General features: G+C 58.6%; 16 protein-coding genes and 2 tRNA genes. 7 read left to right on the forward strand and 11 right to left on the reverse strand.

Annotated elements, in window-relative coordinates:
• Positions 1-54: 54 nt before the first annotated feature.
• Positions 55-381 carry a DUF3077 domain-containing protein gene (locus PSH64_RS05990; protein ID WP_105340336.1) on the reverse strand — a complete coding sequence of 109 codons (327 nt, stop codon included), beginning with the start codon at positions 379-381 and terminating at the stop codon, positions 55-57.
• Between the two features lie 498 nt (positions 382-879).
• On the opposite strand from PSH64_RS05990, the gene PSH64_RS05995 reads away from it, so the two are divergent.
• Genes PSH64_RS05995 through PSH64_RS06005 form a run of 3 tightly spaced genes read left to right on the forward strand, consistent with a single transcriptional unit; the run spans position 880 to position 2,979 of the window.
• Positions 880-1,611, forward strand: coding sequence for a MarR family transcriptional regulator (locus tag PSH64_RS05995; RefSeq protein ID WP_105340351.1), 732 nt, complete (start codon positions 880-882; stop codon positions 1,609-1,611).
• A gap of 1 nt (position 1,612) precedes the next feature.
• Positions 1,613-2,311, forward strand: coding sequence for a hypothetical protein (locus PSH64_RS06000; RefSeq protein ID WP_105340337.1), 699 nt, complete (start codon positions 1,613-1,615; stop codon positions 2,309-2,311).
• Complete coding sequence (locus PSH64_RS06005) at positions 2,308-2,979, forward strand: PP2C family serine/threonine-protein phosphatase (protein ID WP_105340338.1); 672 nt, start codon at positions 2,308-2,310, stop codon at positions 2,977-2,979. Before PSH64_RS06000 ends, PSH64_RS06005 begins: the two co-directional genes overlap by 4 nt.
• Positions 2,980-3,098: 119 nt before the next feature.
• Here the strand turns inward: PSH64_RS06005 and PSH64_RS06010 are convergent, their stop codons facing one another.
• The 4 genes from PSH64_RS06010 to PSH64_RS06025 form a co-directional block, all read right to left on the reverse strand.
• A complete protein-coding gene (locus PSH64_RS06010; RefSeq protein ID WP_105340339.1) occupies positions 3,099-4,394 on the reverse strand; it encodes a virulence factor family protein in 1,296 nt (431 codons plus the stop codon).
• Positions 4,394-7,036 carry a bifunctional lysylphosphatidylglycerol flippase/synthetase MprF gene (gene mprF / locus PSH64_RS06015; protein ID WP_105340340.1) on the reverse strand — a complete coding sequence of 881 codons (2,643 nt, stop codon included), beginning with the start codon at positions 7,034-7,036 and terminating at the stop codon, positions 4,394-4,396. Before mprF ends, PSH64_RS06010 begins: the two co-directional genes overlap by 1 nt.
• 278 nt (positions 7,037-7,314) lie before the next feature.
• Positions 7,315-7,391, reverse strand: a tRNA-Met gene (locus PSH64_RS06020).
• 221 nt (positions 7,392-7,612) lie between these two features.
• A tRNA-Met gene (locus PSH64_RS06025) sits at positions 7,613-7,689 on the reverse strand.
• A gap of 300 nt (positions 7,690-7,989) precedes the next feature.
• Between PSH64_RS06025 and dinB the strand changes: the two genes are divergently transcribed.
• Positions 7,990-9,051 (forward strand): DNA polymerase IV, encoded by a 1,062-nt coding sequence (gene dinB / locus PSH64_RS06030; RefSeq protein ID WP_305480240.1) that lies wholly within the window; start codon positions 7,990-7,992, stop codon positions 9,049-9,051.
• A 124-nt stretch (positions 9,052-9,175) separates the two neighbouring features.
• On the opposite strand, the gene PSH64_RS06035 is transcribed toward dinB, so the two are convergent.
• The 4 genes from PSH64_RS06035 to PSH64_RS06050 all read right to left on the reverse strand — a co-directional run bounded on the left by PSH64_RS06035 (position 9,176) and on the right by PSH64_RS06050 (position 13,959).
• Entirely contained in the window at positions 9,176-10,129 is a 954-nt protein-coding gene (locus PSH64_RS06035; RefSeq protein ID WP_305480242.1) for a hypothetical protein, read from the reverse strand.
• Between the two features lie 17 nt (positions 10,130-10,146).
• Positions 10,147-11,862 carry a proline--tRNA ligase gene (locus PSH64_RS06040; RefSeq protein ID WP_305480244.1) on the reverse strand — a complete coding sequence of 572 codons (1,716 nt, stop codon included), beginning with the start codon at positions 11,860-11,862 and terminating at the stop codon, positions 10,147-10,149.
• A 130-nt stretch (positions 11,863-11,992) separates the two neighbouring features.
• Positions 11,993-13,561 (reverse strand): AmpG family muropeptide MFS transporter, encoded by a 1,569-nt coding sequence (locus PSH64_RS06045; protein WP_105348526.1) that lies wholly within the window; start codon positions 13,559-13,561, stop codon positions 11,993-11,995.
• A 44-nt stretch (positions 13,562-13,605) separates the two neighbouring features.
• Complete coding sequence (locus PSH64_RS06050; protein ID WP_018926938.1) at positions 13,606-13,959, reverse strand: MGMT family protein; 354 nt, start codon at positions 13,957-13,959, stop codon at positions 13,606-13,608.
• 166 nt (positions 13,960-14,125) lie between these two features.
• On the opposite strand from PSH64_RS06050, the gene PSH64_RS06055 reads away from it, so the two are divergent.
• Positions 14,126-15,133 (forward strand): DUF481 domain-containing protein, encoded by a 1,008-nt coding sequence (locus PSH64_RS06055; RefSeq protein WP_105348524.1) that lies wholly within the window; start codon positions 14,126-14,128, stop codon positions 15,131-15,133.
• Between the two features lie 143 nt (positions 15,134-15,276).
• Here the strand turns inward: PSH64_RS06055 and PSH64_RS06060 are convergent, their stop codons facing one another.
• Complete coding sequence (locus PSH64_RS06060; RefSeq protein WP_002554837.1) at positions 15,277-15,486, reverse strand: cold-shock protein; 210 nt, start codon at positions 15,484-15,486, stop codon at positions 15,277-15,279.
• Positions 15,487-15,840: 354 nt separating this feature from the next.
• Between PSH64_RS06060 and dcd the strand changes: the two genes are divergently transcribed.
• Together dcd and PSH64_RS06070 are read left to right on the forward strand one after the other, a co-directional pair.
• Positions 15,841-16,407: a dCTP deaminase gene (gene dcd / locus PSH64_RS06065; protein WP_007940589.1), complete on the forward strand. Its 567-nt coding sequence runs from the start codon at positions 15,841-15,843 to the stop codon at positions 16,405-16,407.
• 107 nt (positions 16,408-16,514) lie between these two features.
• Positions 16,515-16,721, forward strand: coding sequence for a hypothetical protein (locus PSH64_RS06070; protein ID WP_105348519.1), 207 nt, complete (start codon positions 16,515-16,517; stop codon positions 16,719-16,721).
• 123 nt (positions 16,722-16,844) lie between these two features.
• Here the strand turns inward: PSH64_RS06070 and PSH64_RS06075 are convergent, their stop codons facing one another.
• A complete protein-coding gene (locus tag PSH64_RS06075) occupies positions 16,845-17,609 on the reverse strand; it encodes an ABC transporter ATP-binding protein (RefSeq protein WP_105348517.1) in 765 nt (254 codons plus the stop codon).
• Between the last annotated feature and the right edge of the window lie 12 nt (positions 17,610-17,621).

Genomic DNA, 17,621 nt, shown 5'->3' on the forward strand with positions numbered 1-17,621 from the left:
TGAAAAAGCCCCCGTTGCCATGAAGGTAGCGGGGGCTTTTTTGTGTCTGTGCCTTTACTTGCTTTCAGGCAATTCTTCTTCAGATTCGGTCTTTGTTCGGGCGGGTCGCGGTGTCAGCACCTTCACCACATCATCAATCACCGCCTTACTCATCGCCGTCAAATAATGCGCGGCCCAGGCGTGGCGGTCGGTGTCTTTTACGTAGGCGGCGTCCTCGGTAAATGATTTGGCGAGGAACAGCAGATCGGAGGCTTGTGACAATGCATCAACGATGGGGACGCCGGCGCGGACGTTGAATAGCGCCTGATCCGAGCAGTAGATGAGCGGGGTGAAGCCGAGGGTTTTTAGTTCTGAAATCGCGCTTGAATCTGTTTTAGTCATGTCTCTTTCCTAAGCTTGAGGAGCTGCCACGTTCGTTTCCAAGCGAATGGGTGGCAGCTGTGCGCAGGTTGGAAAACCGGGAGCCTAGGAAACCGGCACGTCCGAAGACGTCCCGCGCACAACCGCCATGACGCAAGATTGCAGCCGTAAGGGTCTGCGGTCATGTTGGGCACGTTGTTGCTATTCGCTCGACGGGTTTCCAAGCCCGATCGCTGAATGGTCAGCGACGTCCGGAGAGTATCCCTTCGAAGAAAAACGCAACAAGGCGGCAAAGTGCCCAAAAAGCGAGTTTCGGAGTTTGCCTACAAGGTCTGCGGGCGTCATCCGATATTGCGACACCTTGTAATAAACGAAACTAAACGCGGCGGCGATTATACAAGTCGCTGGATTTTTTGCAGGGTTTCCCAGTGAAGTCCGAAAGAACTTGACTACTCGATATTTCCAATGAGACAAGTGTCCACGTTTTATGGAATGTGGACACTTGGAGTTTCTAGCTTCATGAAGAGTCAAGACATTTTGCTTCTGTTCAAGATGGCCAGCCTGCACGCCCAGGAAGAAAATCTTTTTGGGAAGATGGAATCTGAGTCGAATTCGAACATGGTTGAGGAGTTGTTGAAGTCCCAGCAGCCGCTAGTCACCCACCCCGCTGATGATGAGGAAACTGTATTCCACCGCCAGGAGTTCGATTCACCCTTGGGTGACGAGGATGGGTGGGAAGGGTGGTCGGAGCCTGTGTCTACTCCGCCGCTGGCGAGTTGGAGTGAAGGTTACTCGTTGCGTGCGTTGTCTGCGTCCCTTGGGCTAAGCAAAAGCGAGGTATCAAACTCTATAGCCAGGTGTCGTGAGTCTGGATTGCTCACCAATGACTACGACACCGGGCTGCCGAAAGTTAATCGGCGAGAGCTGCTGAAAATCACCGAGCATGCATTGAAATACTTTTTCCCCGTGAAGCCGGGCGCGATGGTTCGCGGTATTCCAACAGGCTTCGCAGCGCCGGCGCTGTCCAAAAGCATCAAGAGCGCTGGCGGGTTGATTCCGGTTTGGCCTGATGCACTCGGAACTGAGCGTGGTCAGGCGATAGAGCCGCTCTACAAGACGGTGCCGGAAGCGGTGAAGAGGGACAGAATCCTTTATCACTATCTTGCGCTTGCTGATGCGATCCGTCTTGGTGGCCCACGAGAGTGTGGTGTGGCGGTTAGCATTCTAAAAGCAGGGATGGGGCTGAAATAACATGTCATCAAATGCTGATCACAATTACGAGCTCATAGAATTTGTTGCAGACGGCTTGGGGGAGGCGTTTCTCGCCGAGGTTGCCTTTGTCGGCGGTTGCACCACAGCCATGCTGGTCACTGATGCTGCTGTGCTGGACGACATTCGTTTCACCGATGATGTCGACTTGGTGATCGAGCTGGCAGGCATTAGCGCCTGGCAACACCTCACGGAACGGCTGGCGGCCAAGAACTTCAAGATCACCGGTGAGGATGAAGTCAACTGTCGTTTCCGCTTCAACGACGTCGTCGTTGACGTGATGCCTTCTGACCCCGCTGTTCTCGGATATGCCAACCGTTGGTTCGTGGAGGGGCTGGCGAGGGCTGATAAATTTACGTTGCCCAGCGGCACCGTAATCCAGATATTTAAACCGACTTACTTTCTTGCTACGAAACTAGAGGCCTTTAGCGGTCGCGGTGAGGGCGACCCTTACCACAAAGACGTTGAAGACATCATCATCTTGATTGATGGTCGTCCAGAGCTTTTGGAGGAGGTTCGCCAAGCCGAGTCTGAACTCAAGGAATACATCACGACTGGAATTCGAGAACTCACAATGCTCAGTGGTATCGACTACGTGATTGAAAGCTCGGGCTCGGTCCAGGCTAATCCGGGTAGAGGGCGAATCATACACATGCGCATGAAGGACCTGGGCAACGCATGAGATACGACACCAGATCAGTAATTGGACGGACCAGGAAAGCCAATCATGACTGTGCTGGAGTTCTTTGCGACGGCGACAGAGGGCTGTTCGTCATCACGGACGGTACGTCGAGTCCCGGCAGTGGCCAACTGGCTGAATGCTTCGTAAGAGGTGTTTTAGCTGCCTGCCCGAAACATATAGATCAGGGGGGCGATCTCACTGAACATGGAGCAGTTGAGCAGGTACTTCGTTCAGTGCTGGCCGAGCTTCACCCCACTTTGTTCGCGGACCAGACAGGGACCACGTGTTACCTGATCGGTTTCGCTGCTCATGGGAAACTCACGCTTGCGTATGAGGGTGACTGTTCGTGCGGTGTAGTGACACCGGCAGGCAGGATCGAGTGGATTACACCTCCTCACTGCATGGCCAATTGGAGGCGCGACCGTTCGCACCGTGAGCTGGCGCAAGATCCGGCTCGAAACTGGGTGACCCGATGCCTGAAGGTGAATCGTGTCCCGGACCCGGACTTTGTTTTTCATGAGTTGGTCGTCGGTGAGCGACTGGTGTTCGTAACCGATGGTTTCTGGGCGGAGTTAACGGAATCTCAGCAGAGAAGCTTGCTGGCAGCACCGGATAGCGACTTTATTGCTGTTGAAGATGACGTAACGTGGATAGATGTTCAGCTTTAGCCTTGGAATGCACAGTGCATCGACATACCGGCTAGCTGTTGGCGCTTCATGTTTGTACATGTAAAAAAGCCCCCGCAACCATAAGGTGTCGGGGGCTTTTTTGTGTCCGGGGACTCAGATCACTCCTGAGCCGCCGTCTCCTTCGCTTGACGCTTCACGATGGCATCCACCAACCGCTGCGCCAACGCCGGGTAGTTCTCGTCGAAGTGATGGCCGCCAGGCAGTTTCATCGCTTCGCCCACGGCGGTCTTGTCGGTGCAGCCGCTCTCGTCGACTTCTTCCTCACCGTAGATGCACACCACTTTCGCCGGCGGCAGCTTGGCCATTTCCGGGCCGGTGGCGGCTTCTTTGCCGGCGTTGCCGAGCCAGCCTTCGACTTCGATCTCGAAGCTGCCGGTGCGGGCGAAGGCCAGCAGGATGATTGCGTCGATGCGCTGCTGTTCTGATTCCGGCAGGCGGTTGTAGATGGCTGGCAGGACGTCGGCGCCGAATGAGTAGCCGGTCAGGATGAAGCGCTTGGTGCCCCATTTCTGGCGGTAGTGCTGCATCAGTTCGGTCAGGTCCAGGGCGCTTTGCTCCGGGCTCTTGTGCTGCCAGTAGTAGCGCAGGGTGTCGATGCCGACCACCGGATAGCCGATCTTGGCCATCTCGCCGGCCACGTCGCGGTCCAGGTCGCGCCAGCCGCCGTCGCCGGAGAGGAACAGGGTGACGGTGTCCTTGGCCTGGCCGGCCGGCACTTCGACCACCGGGATCTGCAGGCCGCCGGCGGCTTTATCGCCACCGACGAGGGTTTTACGCAGTTCGTTGTTCAGCACTTGCGGCAGGTTGATGTCGTAGTCGCTGATGCTGGTTTCGGCGTTGGGCTGGTCACGCACGAAGCCGGCGCTGGTGTCGTCCGGGTTGTCGTTCCAGGCCACCAGCCAGTGACCGTGGGCGGCGCTTTTTGGCAGCAGGTGCGTGCAACCGGGTTTTTCCAGGGCCAGGTCAACCGAAATGGCCTGGGCCTTGTCGTTCTTCTGCTCGGCCAGCCAGCGCCACGCCAGCACGGCGCCAGGGCCGATGCCGCTGACCAGGGTTGCCGGGCCTTTGAGTTCTCTGAGACCTGCTTGCAGGGCGCGACTTTGCAGGATGCAGTCCTTGGGCAGGATCACCTGGACGATCTGCGCCGAGCCGCTGCGGCTCAGGGTCATCAATTGTTTGTCGCTGAGTTTCTGTTCTTCATTGACCGCCACCAGCACCTGCGCGCGCGGCGTGGTGCCGGGGATGACGCGGGTCATCGCGGCGCCATCGGCCGGCGTCAGCAGTTCGAGGGTCGGTTCGGGGGCCGGACGTTTGAGGTACCAGTAACCGCCACCGACAATCAGGGCCAGCACTACCAGTGTGGCCAGTACGTACCGCAGGGAGCGTTGAATCATCAGCGTTTCACCAATCCAGTCAAGCCGCCCGCAATCAGGGCGGCAGTGTCGGCCAGGGCCACCAGCGGATCGAGTCCGGCGGGCACGGCCATATAACGGGGTTCCCAGTCAGGCTGGAACTTGTCTTTGAAGCGGCGCAAACCTTGGAAGTTGTACAGCTGCTCACCACGGCGGAACACCATCGAGCCCAGGCGCTGGGTCAGTGGTGCGCCACGCCGGGGTTGCAACCCCGACAATGGCACCATGCCCAGGCTGAAACGCGCGTATCCATGATTTTTATAATGTTGAATCAGGCCGACCATCATGAACTCCATGGTCAGCTTCGGGGCGTCCGGGTGCGCGCGCATCAGGTCGAGGCTGGCCAGTTCATGGCCGTAGGTCTCGAGCAGGTTGGCGAACGCCACCGGGCGCCCTTCGAAACGAATCACCGCAACGCGGAAGTGCTTGAGGTAGTCATCACTGAAACGCCCGAGCGAGAAGCCTTTCTCGCGCACATTCTTGCCGGTCAGCCAGGCATCGGAAATCACCTTGAGCTCGTCCATCGGCGCTTGCCCTGGCTCATGGATCTCCAGCGACAGCCCGTCACGGGTGCCACGGTTCCAGGTGTAGCGCAGGTCCTTCATCTCTTTGCCTTTGGCCTCGAGATCGAAACGCTTGAGATCGACCCGGGCTTCTTCGCCGAGCTTGATCGCGGTCAGGCCGATGTCCATGTAGTACGGCAGGTTCTCGGCACGCACTTGATAAAACACAGGGCGAGCGTGATGGATATCGCACAGGTCACGGAACTGCCAGATCATCTCCGCCCGCTGCTGGGTCGGGCCAATCGGGTCATACAAGGCTACCAGGCTGCGGCCACGGCGGGCGTACATCAGGAACGCCTCGTCGTTGGGGTGAAACAGCAGCGCCTTGTCACCGGTCAGGGCCAGGCCGCCATCCGGTTGGTTTGAAGCCATGAGGATCTTTGCCGCGCGCTCCAGTTCATCGGAGGTTGGCAGGTGGATTATCGGACGCGCGGTGCGCAGCAGCCACGTCAGCGATACCACTACAAGCAGGACCGCGGCACCTAGCAATGAGCGCAAGCCTCGTGGGGCGTCGGCGTCGAGGGTGAACTGCCACCAGAGTTGATGGCTGTACGGAACGTCCTGATAGGCAAACAGCAGCAACCAGATCGATGCGCCGAGTACGCAAAGGCTCGACACCAGATACAGCGGCGAAAACGGCAGCTCGGTCAGGCGGCTGGGACGGTAGAACGAACGCCGGAAAACCCCCAGCAAACTTGCCGTCAGGGTCATCAGGCTGGCTTCTTCCCAGTCGAAGCCTTTGAGCAGAGAGAGCACGGCGCCGACCAACAACAGAATGGTGGTCAGCATCCACGCGGCCGACAGGCGGCGACGCAAGCCCTGAGCCAGCAGCAGGCAGAGCACGCCCACCAGGCTGGCGCCGAAGTGTGAGGCGTCGACCAGTCGATGGGGGATCAGAAAACCGATGTGTTCAAGACGGGTATCGATCTCCGGTGTCACGCCGGAGAACAGCAGTACCACGCCGGACAGGAACACCAGCACCGCCAGAATCGGTGCGGCCAGGCCTGATGCGGCACGTAGCGACTGGCGGGTTTGAAACAGGCGCTGGCCTTCGTTGATCAGCAGCAGTATGCAAGCCACCAGCAGCGGCAAGATCACGTAGATCAGGCGGTAGAGCAGCAGGGCAGCAGCCAGTGGCGCGGCACCGAGCTTATCGGCGAAGGCCGCCAGCAAAATCGCTTCGAACACCCCGACGCCGCCGGGTACGTGGCTGAGCACGCCGGCAGCCAGGGCCAGGAGATAGACCAGCAGGAATGCCCCGAAGGGCGGCGCTTCCGGCAGCAACAGATAGAGCACCGTCGCGGCGGCAGCCACGTCCAGCGCGGTGATGACCAGTTGCAGGAACGTCAGGCGGCGGCCCGGCAGGCGCAAGGTGCGACGGCCGACCTTGACCAGCAGGTTGTCCGGGTAAGGCTGTTCCGGCAAGCGACGGCGGTAGATACCGATGGCCAGTACCGAGGTGAGCAGCAGCACAGCCACTGCAATAGCACCCAGCAACGTCTGGGAGAACCCCAGGGCCAGCGAGGCGGCTGGCAGGTTGCTGAGGGTAGCGAGGGCGGCCAGGGGGGGCAGGGCACAACCGAGCGAAAGGCTGGCAAACAGCGTCATGTGTGCGACTTCGGAAGCCCCCACACCATGACGTGCATATAAACGGTAGCGAACCGAGCCCCCCGACAAGAGCGACAGGCCGATGGCATTGCCGATGGCGAAGGCGGTGAAGCCGCCCAGTGCCACGACTCGTGGCGCCAGCGCCACGCCGGCATAACGGCTGGCCGACCATTCGTAACCCAGCAGAATGATGAAGCCGACGACGGTCGCGCCTAACGCACCCAGCAAGGCCGGTCTCGGCACATCCAGGATCGAGTCATGCAGCGCATACAGATCGAGTTCGCTCAGCAAGTGACGACAGGCAATCAGCGCGATGGCGAACAACAGCAACGTGACCGCCAGACCGATGGGTTGACGGTATTTGCTGATTCGATCCAGCAAGCGCAAGCGCTCGGCTTTGATCGGTTGTGTCGCTGTGACGGTGTCTTGTGGATCAGACGAGTTGGCGCGCATCAATCACCTCTTGGATTGTGCGCGACAGGATGGGGGTATCCAGCCAAGTTACCAATCCCTGTAGAAAAAAATAATCACAAATATTAACGCGTCTCACCGGGTATCGGCGATGGCGCATCACCAGCTATCGAGGGTTTCCCTTGCGGTTCAGCCTAGGTCTGAACTCACAGTCTGGCGACCCTGAACGGCTCACTGCACAGTGACAGATCATTGTTGCGAAAGGACTTTTTCAACAGATACAAAAAAGGCCACTCTTTCGAGTAGCCTTTTTTGGTGTTTGGTTGCGGGAGCCGGATTTGAACCGACGACCTTCGGGTTATGAGCCCGACGAGCTACCAGACTGCTCCATCCCGCGTCTGTGTGGCGGCATTCTACAGGCGAACGCCGGAGTGTCAACCGTTAATCCAAGTATGGATCAAATAAACCAGAATCAGCGGCGAACGGTCGCAGAGGCGCGCTAAGTTTCGGAATCAGAACGATTTCTCGTTTCCATGCGGCAAGGCATGGAGCGCCTATTTTTTATAAAACAGGCGCACACAAAAAAGGCCACTCTTTCGAGTAGCCTTTTTCGATGTTTGGTTGCGGGAGCCGGATTTGAACCGACGACCTTCGGGTTATGAGCCCGACGAGCTACCAGACTGCTCCATCCCGCGTCTGTGTGTCGGCATTCTACAGAGGATCGCCGGGCTGTCAACCTTCAATCTCGGTAAAACCTGTTCCTGTTCAATCGCTTAGGTGAAAATCGGGGCCGGTGATCGGGCTGGAACGCAGGCAGGGCAAGGCTTCTGGCTCTATCGAGAGAACTCTTTCGATTGAGAAAATAAATTCCCCGGTGCTTTTCCTACCGCTTGAAAAGAAGATTCAGACTACTGGTGCTATATACAGGTGTCAGTGAGATACTGCCGGTACGACCCATCAATCCTTCATTTCTTCGCCATGAACACCGCTTTTATATGACGCAGCGAAAAATCATCCACGTCGATTGTGACTGTTTCTACGCCGCCATCGAGATGCGTGACGACCCGCGCCTGGCCGGTAAGCCTTTGGCGGTGGGCGGCTCGGCGGATCGGCGTGGGGTGATTGCCACCTGTAACTATGAGGCGCGGGCGTATGGCGTGCGCTCGGCCATGTCTTCCGGGCATGCCTTGAAACTGTGCCCGGACCTGACCATCGTCAAGCCGCGCATGGAGGCCTACAGAGAAGCGTCGAAGGAAATTCATACGATCTTTCGCGATTACACCGACCTGATCGAGCCGCTGTCCCTGGACGAGGCTTACCTTGATGTCTCGGACAGTGCGCATTTCGGCGGCAGCGCCACGCGAATTGCCCAGGATATTCGCCGCCGCGTGTCCAATCAGTTGCACATCACCGTATCGGCCGGCGTGGCGCCGAACAAGTTCCTCGCCAAGATCGCCAGTGACTGGAAGAAGCCCAATGGCTTGTTCGTGATCACGCCGGATCAGGTAGAAGACTTTGTCAGCGGTTTACCGGTGAGCAAGCTGCACGGCGTTGGCAAAGTGACCTCCGACAAGCTGGGCAAGCTCGGCATCGCCGACTGCTCGCAATTACGCGAGTGGAGCAAGTTGGCGTTGGTGCGCGAATTCGGCAGTTTTGGCGAGCGCCTCTGGAGCCTGGCCCGTGGGATCGATGAGCGGTTGGTGCACAACGACAGTCGTCGGCAGTCGATCAGCGTCGAAAATACCTACGACGTGGACCTGCCGGATCTGGTGAGTTGCCTGGATAAATTGCCCGAGCTGCTGGAGTCCCTGAATGGCCGCATGGCGCGGATCGACAGCAGCTATCGTCCGGGCAAGCCATTCGTCAAAGTGAAGTTCCATGATTTTACCCAGACCACGTTGGAGCAAGCCGGGGCAGGGCGGGATCTGGGGAGTTATCAGTTGTTGCTGGCCCAGGCCTTCAATCGCGGCGGGAAACCGGTGCGGTTGTTGGGGATTGGGGTGAGGCTGGAGGATTTGCGCGGCGGGTTTGAGCAGTTGGAGTTGTTTGAGCGGTAGCGGCGGGGTTTTGGTGTGGTGGTGAATGTAATGACGCCTTCGTGAGCAAGCCCGCTCCCACAGTGGATTTATGGTATTCACAAAACCAATGTGGGAGCGGGCTTGCTCGAGAAGCTTTTAGGCCCTAATTCGGCCCCGGATCCGCCACCAGTCGCCCGGCATCCCTGGTCAGTGACTTGAGGAATTCGGCCTGCAACTCGGGATCGTTGCGGGTCAGTTCGATCAGGCTCTGTTCCAGTTCGCTGGCTTCTTCTTCCAGACCCAGTTCCGACAGACGTTTGACCCGGTGCACCCACTGGCTCACTTCGTCGTCTTCGAGGTCGTCGTAAATCAGCCCGTGGGCTTCAAGCAGCTTGCCGCGCAAGTTGCTGCTGATGGCCAGGGACGAGTCGGTGTGCACGTCGTCCTTGTTGTCCTCGACGCTGATTTGCAGCTTGCCCAGATGATTGAGGTCATGTTCGGCGAACGGGCTGTCGAGCAGGTTCAGGCGCAACACGCCATTGCGGTCGGTGCTCAACTCGAACGTGTTCTTGCCGGCCTTGACCTGTACCGGACGCTCGCTCCAGGGCAGGCTCGAGTATTCCGTGCGCTTGTCACGCTGGACTTCGTCGATGCCTGCCAGGTTCTGTTGCGCGCGACCGTGAGACTGCACGTTCATGAACGGGTTGAGCCCGGCGAAACCATAGCTGAGCCAGTCCTTCGTCACGCTGTCCGGCAGATTGCCGAGGGCGAACACGTTGACCACGTTCGCACCGACACCGGCCACCACGGCCACCGCGCCCAGCGGGATCTCGTAGACCTCCCGCCAGGGTTGGTACGGCGTATAGCGATCATAGTGGCGCGTGACCTCGAACTCGGTGACTTCGAAGGTCTTCTGCTCGTGGATTTTCACCCGACGTTGCGGCAGTTCCAGCACTTTGGGCTCGCCGACATCGATCTGCAGGCTGTGATCGAGCAATTTACGCTCGACCCGCTCTTCGTGCTCGCTGCGTTGTGACATCTGATTGGCACAGCCGCTGACCAGCAGGGCGCCGCACAGGGCGGCACCACCGAGGCCTAAGGTGTTTCGCTTGAACATGACGTCTCTATCTGGTGTCAGCGGCGGATACGGGCCTGGAGGAAAGACAGCACATCAGCGACCGGCAGCGCTTGCGCCTCGGCCTCGGTGCGGCTCTTGTATTCCAGATTGCCGTCGGCGAGGCCGCGGTCACTGACCACGATCCGGTGTGGAATGCCGATCAGCTCCATGTCCGCGAACTTGATGCCCGGGCTGGTTTTCTTGTCGCGGTCGTCCAGCAATACGTCGAAGCCGGCGGCAGTCAGCTCTGCGTAGAGCTTGTCGGTGGCTTCGCGAACCTGCTCGGTTTCATAGCGCAGCGGTACCAGAGCAACCTGGAACGGGGCCAGAGCGTCGCTCCAGATGATCCCGTTCTCGTCATTGTTCTGTTCGATGGCGGCGGCCACCACGCGGGATACGCCAATGCCGTAGCAGCCCATTTCCAGGGTCACCGGTTTGCCGTTCTCGCCCAGCACTTCGCACTTCATCGCTTTGCTGTACTTGTTGCCCAGCTGGAAGATGTGCCCGACTTCGATGCCGCGTTTGATTTCCAGGGTGCCTTTGCCGTCAGGGCTTGGGTCGCCGGAGACAACGTTGCGCAGGTCGGCGACGGTCGGAACCGGCAGATCACGCTCCCAGTTCACGCCGAAGTAGTGCTTGTCGTCGATGTTGGCACCAATGCCGAAGTCGCTCATCAACTCGACGGAACGGTCGATGATGATCGGCAGCGGCAGGTTCAGCGGGCCGAGGGAGCCGGCGCCGGCGCCAATGGCGTCGCGCAGTTCGGCTTCGGAAGCCATGACCAGCGGGCTGGCAACGCCAGGCTGGTTGGCGGCCTTGATTTCGTTCAGCTCGTGGTCGCCACGGATGATCAGGGCAATCAGCTTGCCTTTTTCTTCAGCGTGCACCACCAGGGTCTTGATGGTTTTTTCGATCGGCAGGTTGAAGCCTTCCACCAGTTGCGCGATGGTCTTGGCGTTCGGCGTGTCGACCAGGCGCAGCTCTTCAGTCGGCGCGGCACGAGTGGTTTCCCGTGGTACGGCTTCGGCTTTCTCGATGTTCGCGGCGTAGTCGGAACCGTTGCTGAAGACGATGTCGTCTTCGCCGGACTCGGCCAGCACGTGGAACTCGTGGGAACCGGCACCACCGATGGAGCCGTTATCGGCTTCAACCGGACGGAATTTCAGGCCCAGGCGGGTGAACACGTTGCAGTACGCCTGGTGCATGCGGTCGTAGGTGACCTGCAGCGATGCCTGGTCGGCGTGGAACGAGTAGGCGTCCTTCATGATGAATTCGCGGCCGCGCATCAAACCGAAGCGTGGGCGGATTTCATCACGGAATTTGGTCTGGATCTGATACAGGTTGATCGGCAGCTGCTTATAGCTGCTCAACTCGTTACGCATCAGGTCGGTGATGACTTCTTCGTGAGTCGGGCCGGCGCAGAAATCTCGCCCGTGGCGATCCTTGAAGCGCAGCAATTCAGGGCCGTATTCTTCCCAGCGACCGGATTCCTGCCACAGCTCAGCCGGTTGCGTGCTCGGCATCAACACTTCCAGAGAGCCGGCGGCGTTCATTTCTTCACGCACGATGGCTTCGACCTTGCGCATTACTCGCAAGCCCATCGGCAGCCAGGTGTACAGGCCCGAGGCGAGTTTGCGGATCATGCCGGCGCGCAGCATCAGCTGATGGCTGATGACGACCGCATCGGAAGGCGTTTCTTTCTGTGTGGCGAGCAAAAATTGACTGGTGCGCATGGTTGGCCGTTGTCGGTTGCTGATGACGAGAAATGACGGAACATTGTACGGGCGAGATCTGCCGACGTACAGGAGTGTGGGCGGCCGTGTGGCAGGAGGGCGAGAATCTGCTCACCCTCTGCGACGTTTCCTACAGCACCTTCGACTCTTCGGTGACTGGGGTCTGGGCCGGTTCTGGCGTCGGGGTCGGACCTGCGCGACGGTTTTCCTGGAACCAGTGCAAGGCGATCAGCAGCAAGGTCGGAACGCCCAGCAGGGCAGTGATCAGGAAGAAGTTGTGATAGCCGAATTTCTCCACCATGACCCCTGAATAGCCGCCGATCAGGCGTGGCAACAAGAGCATGATCGAGCTGAGCAGGGCGTACTGGGTGGCGGAGAATTTGAGGTTGGTCAGGCTCGACAGGTAGGCGACGAACGCCGAAGTCGCCAGGCCCGAGCTGAAGTTATCCAGGGAAATGGTGACGATCAGCATGTGCAGATTGGCGCCCATGTCCGTGAGCATCAGGAACAGCAGGTTGGTGGCGGCCGATGCAGCGCCGCCGATGAACAGAATCGGCAGAATGCCGAAGCGCACGATCAGCAGGCCGCCCATGCCGGCGCCGACCAAGGTCATGATCAGGCCGAAAATCTTGCTGACGCTGGCGATCTGATCCTTGGTGAACCCCTGGTCGATGTAAAACACGTTGGCCATCACGCCCATGACCGTATCCGACATCCGATAGGTGGCGATCAACCCGAGCAGCAGCAGGGCTTGCCAGCGGTAACGCAGAATGAAGTCGTTGACCGGCGTCAGCACTGGCGCCAGGCCACGACGGCCCATGGCTGACAGGCACAGCGCGGTGAGCGTGGTGTAGAGAATCGCCCGCAGGAACGCGCGGTCTTCGAGCAGTAGGTCGAGCAGGCTGACGCCGTTGAACAGTACGCTGGCAAAGTCAGTGTTGTAGAGCTGGGTGAACATGGCCGGTACGGACACTAGCAGCACGATCAGCACGAACACTGACGCCAATTGATGCACAAAGCTGTAGCGCCCGGCCTGAAGCTGAGTGCGCAGTGGCACCGGCGGTTCGCGCATGAACAGGGAAGTCAGCAGCGCCGGGATCATCAGTACGCCGAACAGCACGTAGGTGCCGGTCCACGCCCCATGCTTGTAGTTGAAACCGGTGGAGCCGAAGCCTTCGGCGAAGAACAGTGCGCCAGCCGTCGCCAGCAGCGCCGCGACCCGATAACCGGCCATGTAGCTGGCGGCCAGTGCGGCCTGGCGAGTGTCGTCGGCGATTTCCAGGCGATAGGCGTCGATGGCAATGTCTTGCGTTGCCGAAGCGAAGGCGACCACCACGGCAATGGCGATCAGCCAGGACAAGTGCTTTTGCGGGTCGCAGAAGCCCATGCCGATCAGGCCGAGGATCACCAGTGCCTGGGCCAGCACCAGCCAGGAGCGTCGTCGACCGAGCTTGCCGAGCAATGGCAGGCGCCATTGGTCGAGCAGCGGGGACCAGACCCATTTAAAGGCGTAGGCCAGGCCGATCAGGCTTGCATAGCCGATGGTTTCGCGGGCAACACCGGCCTCGCGCAGCCAGACTGAAAGCGTCGAAAACACCAGCATGTAGGGCAAGCCGGCGGCGAAACCAAGCAGCAACAGCACGAGCGTTGAGGGGCTGGCATAGGCGGCGAGCGCGGCGCGCCAGGTTTTACGGGGCATGGGCTGAAGTCTGCCTCAAGAATTACGGAAACAAAGCGCGCACTCTAACCGCTGTGCTCTACCGGGCGCCAGCCATGGCGCTGAATATCAACACGATTGTTCAGAACGCTGATGCCTTCCATGCGCAATCGGGCCCGTTGTTCATCCCCCGAGGGGCTGCCTGCGGGCAGGCTGATCCGACCGCCGGCACCCAGCACGCGGTGCCAGGGCAATTTGGTGTCACCGGGCAGTTGGCTCAACGTTCGCCCGACCCAGCGGGCGGCGCGACCCAGTCCCGCCAGCTCGGCGAGCTGACCGTAACTCACGACTTTACCCTCAGGCACTTGGGCCAGTGTCAGGTAGAGCGCCGTGCGTCGGATTTGCGCCGCGCTTTCGGTTTCAGCGGTTGAGTCGGTCACGTCCGGGGTTCCTGAAAAAAATACGCATTGACCGTCTGTAGAGTAAATGCTGGATCGACAATTGAGAAATGAACTCAATAGAAATCGTCGGGTCAGTCCTTGCCAGGGCCTTATTCCCAAGAATAATGCCGACTTTTTTTCGCAAAGTTGAGCCTTCGATTCGCTTATGTTGTCCAGAACCCTGCTGTGCCTCGCTGTCGTCAGTGCCTCCACTCCCTTGTTCGCCGATACGGTCTGGTTGAAGAACGGTGACAAACTGAGTGGCAAGATCACGCTCTTCGATGGCGGCAAGCTGTTGATCCAGACCCCGTATGCCGGGGCGGTTCCGATTGACTGGAAAGAGGTCAAAACCCTGGAAAGCGATCAGCAAATGCTGGTCAAGCAGGATGCCTACACTGGCGAGAAGGCCAAGTCATTGCACGCGGCGGAGGACGGCAAGGTCACCCTGGCCAACGGCGATGGTCCCAAGACCGTAGAGTTGGCCAGTATCCAGCAGATGCTCAAGCCCAAGCCGGTGGTCGAGGATTTGGTGTGGAAAGGTAATGTCGACATGGCCCTGGATTATCGGCGGGCCGAAAAAGATACCGATGATTATGACGTCGGCTTCAAAACCAGCGCGCGTCATGGTCGTTGGCGTCATACGGCCGAAGGTGAGTACAACCGCGAGTTCCAGGATGACGTCGTTACCACTGATAACTGGCGTGCCGAGTATTCTCTGGACCGATTCCTTACCGATAAGTGGTTCTGGCAAGGCCGTTTGAATTACAAGCGCGACAAGGTCGAAGAGCTGTCCCGACAACGCACCGTCGGTACCGGCCCCGGTTATCAATTCTGGGATGACGAACTGGGTGCTTTCTCCCTGGGTTCGCTCCTGAATAACACCGATTATGAGTATTCCAATGGCAGCAAGGAAAACTTCTATTCCCTGGCAATGAAGTGGGACTACAACCGTTATCTGGTCGGCAAGAAGGTTGAGTTCTTCACCAACGGTGAAGTAGGCAAGCCTTTGTCGGACGTGGCGGATTACGCCGTCGACGCCGAGGTTGGCCTGCGTTACAAGGTCACCGATTGGGCGTCGCTGAACCTGAAGGCCGAAAGAGACATCATCAGCGGCAGCGAGAAGGCTGACCTGAGCAAGACCCGGTACACCGCAGGGTTTGGCGTGGCCTGGTAACACGCCAAAGAAGATCGCAGCTTTCGGCAGCTCCACACCTGTGGGTGCTGCCGAAAGCTGCGATTTTTTTTGCCACACAAAACACACAGGCACAAAAAAGCCCCGCTTTTAAGGGCGGGGCTTTTTACTAAAGCAGTTACAAGTTAGATAACTTGAACTTCTTCAGCTTGCATGCCTTTCTGACCGCGGGTAGCGATGAAAGAAACCTGTTGGCCTTCTTTCAGGCTTTTGAAGCCGTCGGATTGGATAGCTTTGAAGTGAACGAACAGGTCGTCACCGGATTGTGGAGTGATGAAGCCGAAGCCTTTTTCATCGTTGAACCACTTAACGGTACCGGTTTGGCGATTAGACATGGTGTAACTCCTTGAACAAAGATAACTGCGACTCAGGAAGAACCCTGGCCGAGACTGAGTGCAAAGAGCAGGAAAAATTCTTGTAGATGGTTGGATCGAAATTCAACATATCGTGTAGAGATTCTCAGTGACACAAGCAGCACAGTGGCGCCACCTTAACCCTTTTTCCGGAACGTGCCAATGGTTCTTGCGAAGGTTTCTCTTTTTTAATGACTGACGGTGTGTCGAATAGCAGTGAGGGCCCGGAATTCACGGGGGATCGGCGAGAATTATCGCCCGGACTTTGAACCCGGAGCGCCTGCCCGGTAAGATGCCGGACAGAATTTTTCCACCTCGCTATTCAGGACACCCGCCATGAGCATCAAATCGGACAAGTGGATTCGCCGCATGGCGCAAGAGCACGGCATGATCGAGCCCTTCGTGGAACGTCAGATGCGCGGCAGTGACGACAGTCGTGTGATCTCCTATGGTGTGTCGAGCTACGGGTACGATGTGCGTTGCACCAATCATTTCAAGGTGTTCACCAACATTAATTCGGCCATCGTCGATCCGAAAAACTTCGACGCTGGCAGCTTCGTCGACATCCACAGCGACGTGTGCATCATCCCGCCAAACTCCTTCGCCTTGGCCAGTACCGTCGAATACTTCCGCATTCCGCGCAATGTATTGACCATCTGTCTGGGCAAGAGCACCTACGCCCGCTGCGGCATCATCGTCAACGTGACCCCGCTCGAGCCCGAGTGGGAAGGCCATGTGACCCTGGAGTTCTCGAACACCACCAACCTGCCGGCGAAGATCTACGCCAACGAAGGCGTGGCGCAGATGCTGTTCCTCGAGTCCGACGAGGAATGTGAAGTGTCCTACAAGGACCGTGGCGGCAAGTACCAGGGCCAGCGCGGCGTGACCCTGCCGCGCACCTGAGTCAACCGTCTGACAAACCGTTGGAATTCCTGAGCGGGCGTACACTCTATGGAATGTACTGCTCCGATTCGCGCAAGGCGGATCGGGCCATCGCTCAGGAGTGCTTCATGAAGATCGATCCGCAAATAAGTGCCGAACTGGCAAGGCTTGAGCCCAATCAGGTTGGCTTGCTGGCCTGGTCCTTGTTGGCACATCCGCCAGTCATGGCAGGGGGCATCCCTACTCAGCCGGATCCCGACACGCCCAACGAAGAGCCACAAGAACCCGGAGAGCCCACTGTGCCGGACAAGCCACCGCCCGCGCCTGTGGCCTGATCTCTGTCGCTGAAATGCGCTCCCGTAAGAGCGAAGCTTGCTCGCGATGAACGATAACGCGGTCTCAATGGGCCGTGTCGCTTTCGTCTCGGGCAAGTCTCGCGCCTACAGGACGGTGGCGTTTTACTTGAGGTTACCGCTCAAAAACTGCTTCAACCGCTCACTCTTCGGATTGCCCAGCACGTCTTCCGGCGCGCCTTCTTCTTCCACCAGCCCCTTATGCAGGAACAGCACCTGGCTCGACACCTTGCGGGCGAAGCTCATTTCGTGGGTGACCATGATCATGGTCCGGCCTTCTTCGGCCAGGCCCTGAATCACCTTGAGCACTTCGCCGACCAGTTCCGGGTCGAGTGCCGAGGTCGGTTCGTCGAACAGCATCACTTCCGGTTCCATGGCCAGTGCCCGGGCAATGGCTACCCGTTGTTGCTGACCGCCTGACAGGAACGCCGGGTACTGATCCGCCACACGCGGGGCCAGGCCAACCTTGTCGAGGTAACGTCGGGCGCGGTCATCCGCCTCTGCCTTGCTGCAACCGAGCACCCGGCGCGGGGCCATGGTGATGTTTTCCAGCACCGTCATGTGGCTCCACAGGTTGAAGTGCTGGAACACCATGGCCAGGCGGGTGCGGATCCGTTGCAGCTCATCGGGGTCGGCTACATGGATGCCGTGACGGTCCTTGACCATGCGGATGTTCTGGTCATCCAGGCTCATGGTGCCGTCGTTGGGTTGTTCGAGAAAGTTGATGCAGCGCAAAAAGGTGCTTTTGCCCGAACCGCTGGCGCCGATCAGGCTGATGACGTCGCCGGTTTTGGCCTTGAGCGAAACGCCTTTGAGCACTTGATGATCGCCATAGCTCTTATGCAGGCCTTCGATGGTCAGTTTGTACATGGGGCGTGCATC

Source organism: Pseudomonas sp. FP1742, from assembly GCF_030687145.1.
Taxonomy (GTDB): domain Bacteria; phylum Pseudomonadota; class Gammaproteobacteria; order Pseudomonadales; family Pseudomonadaceae; genus Aquipseudomonas; species Aquipseudomonas frederiksbergensis_D.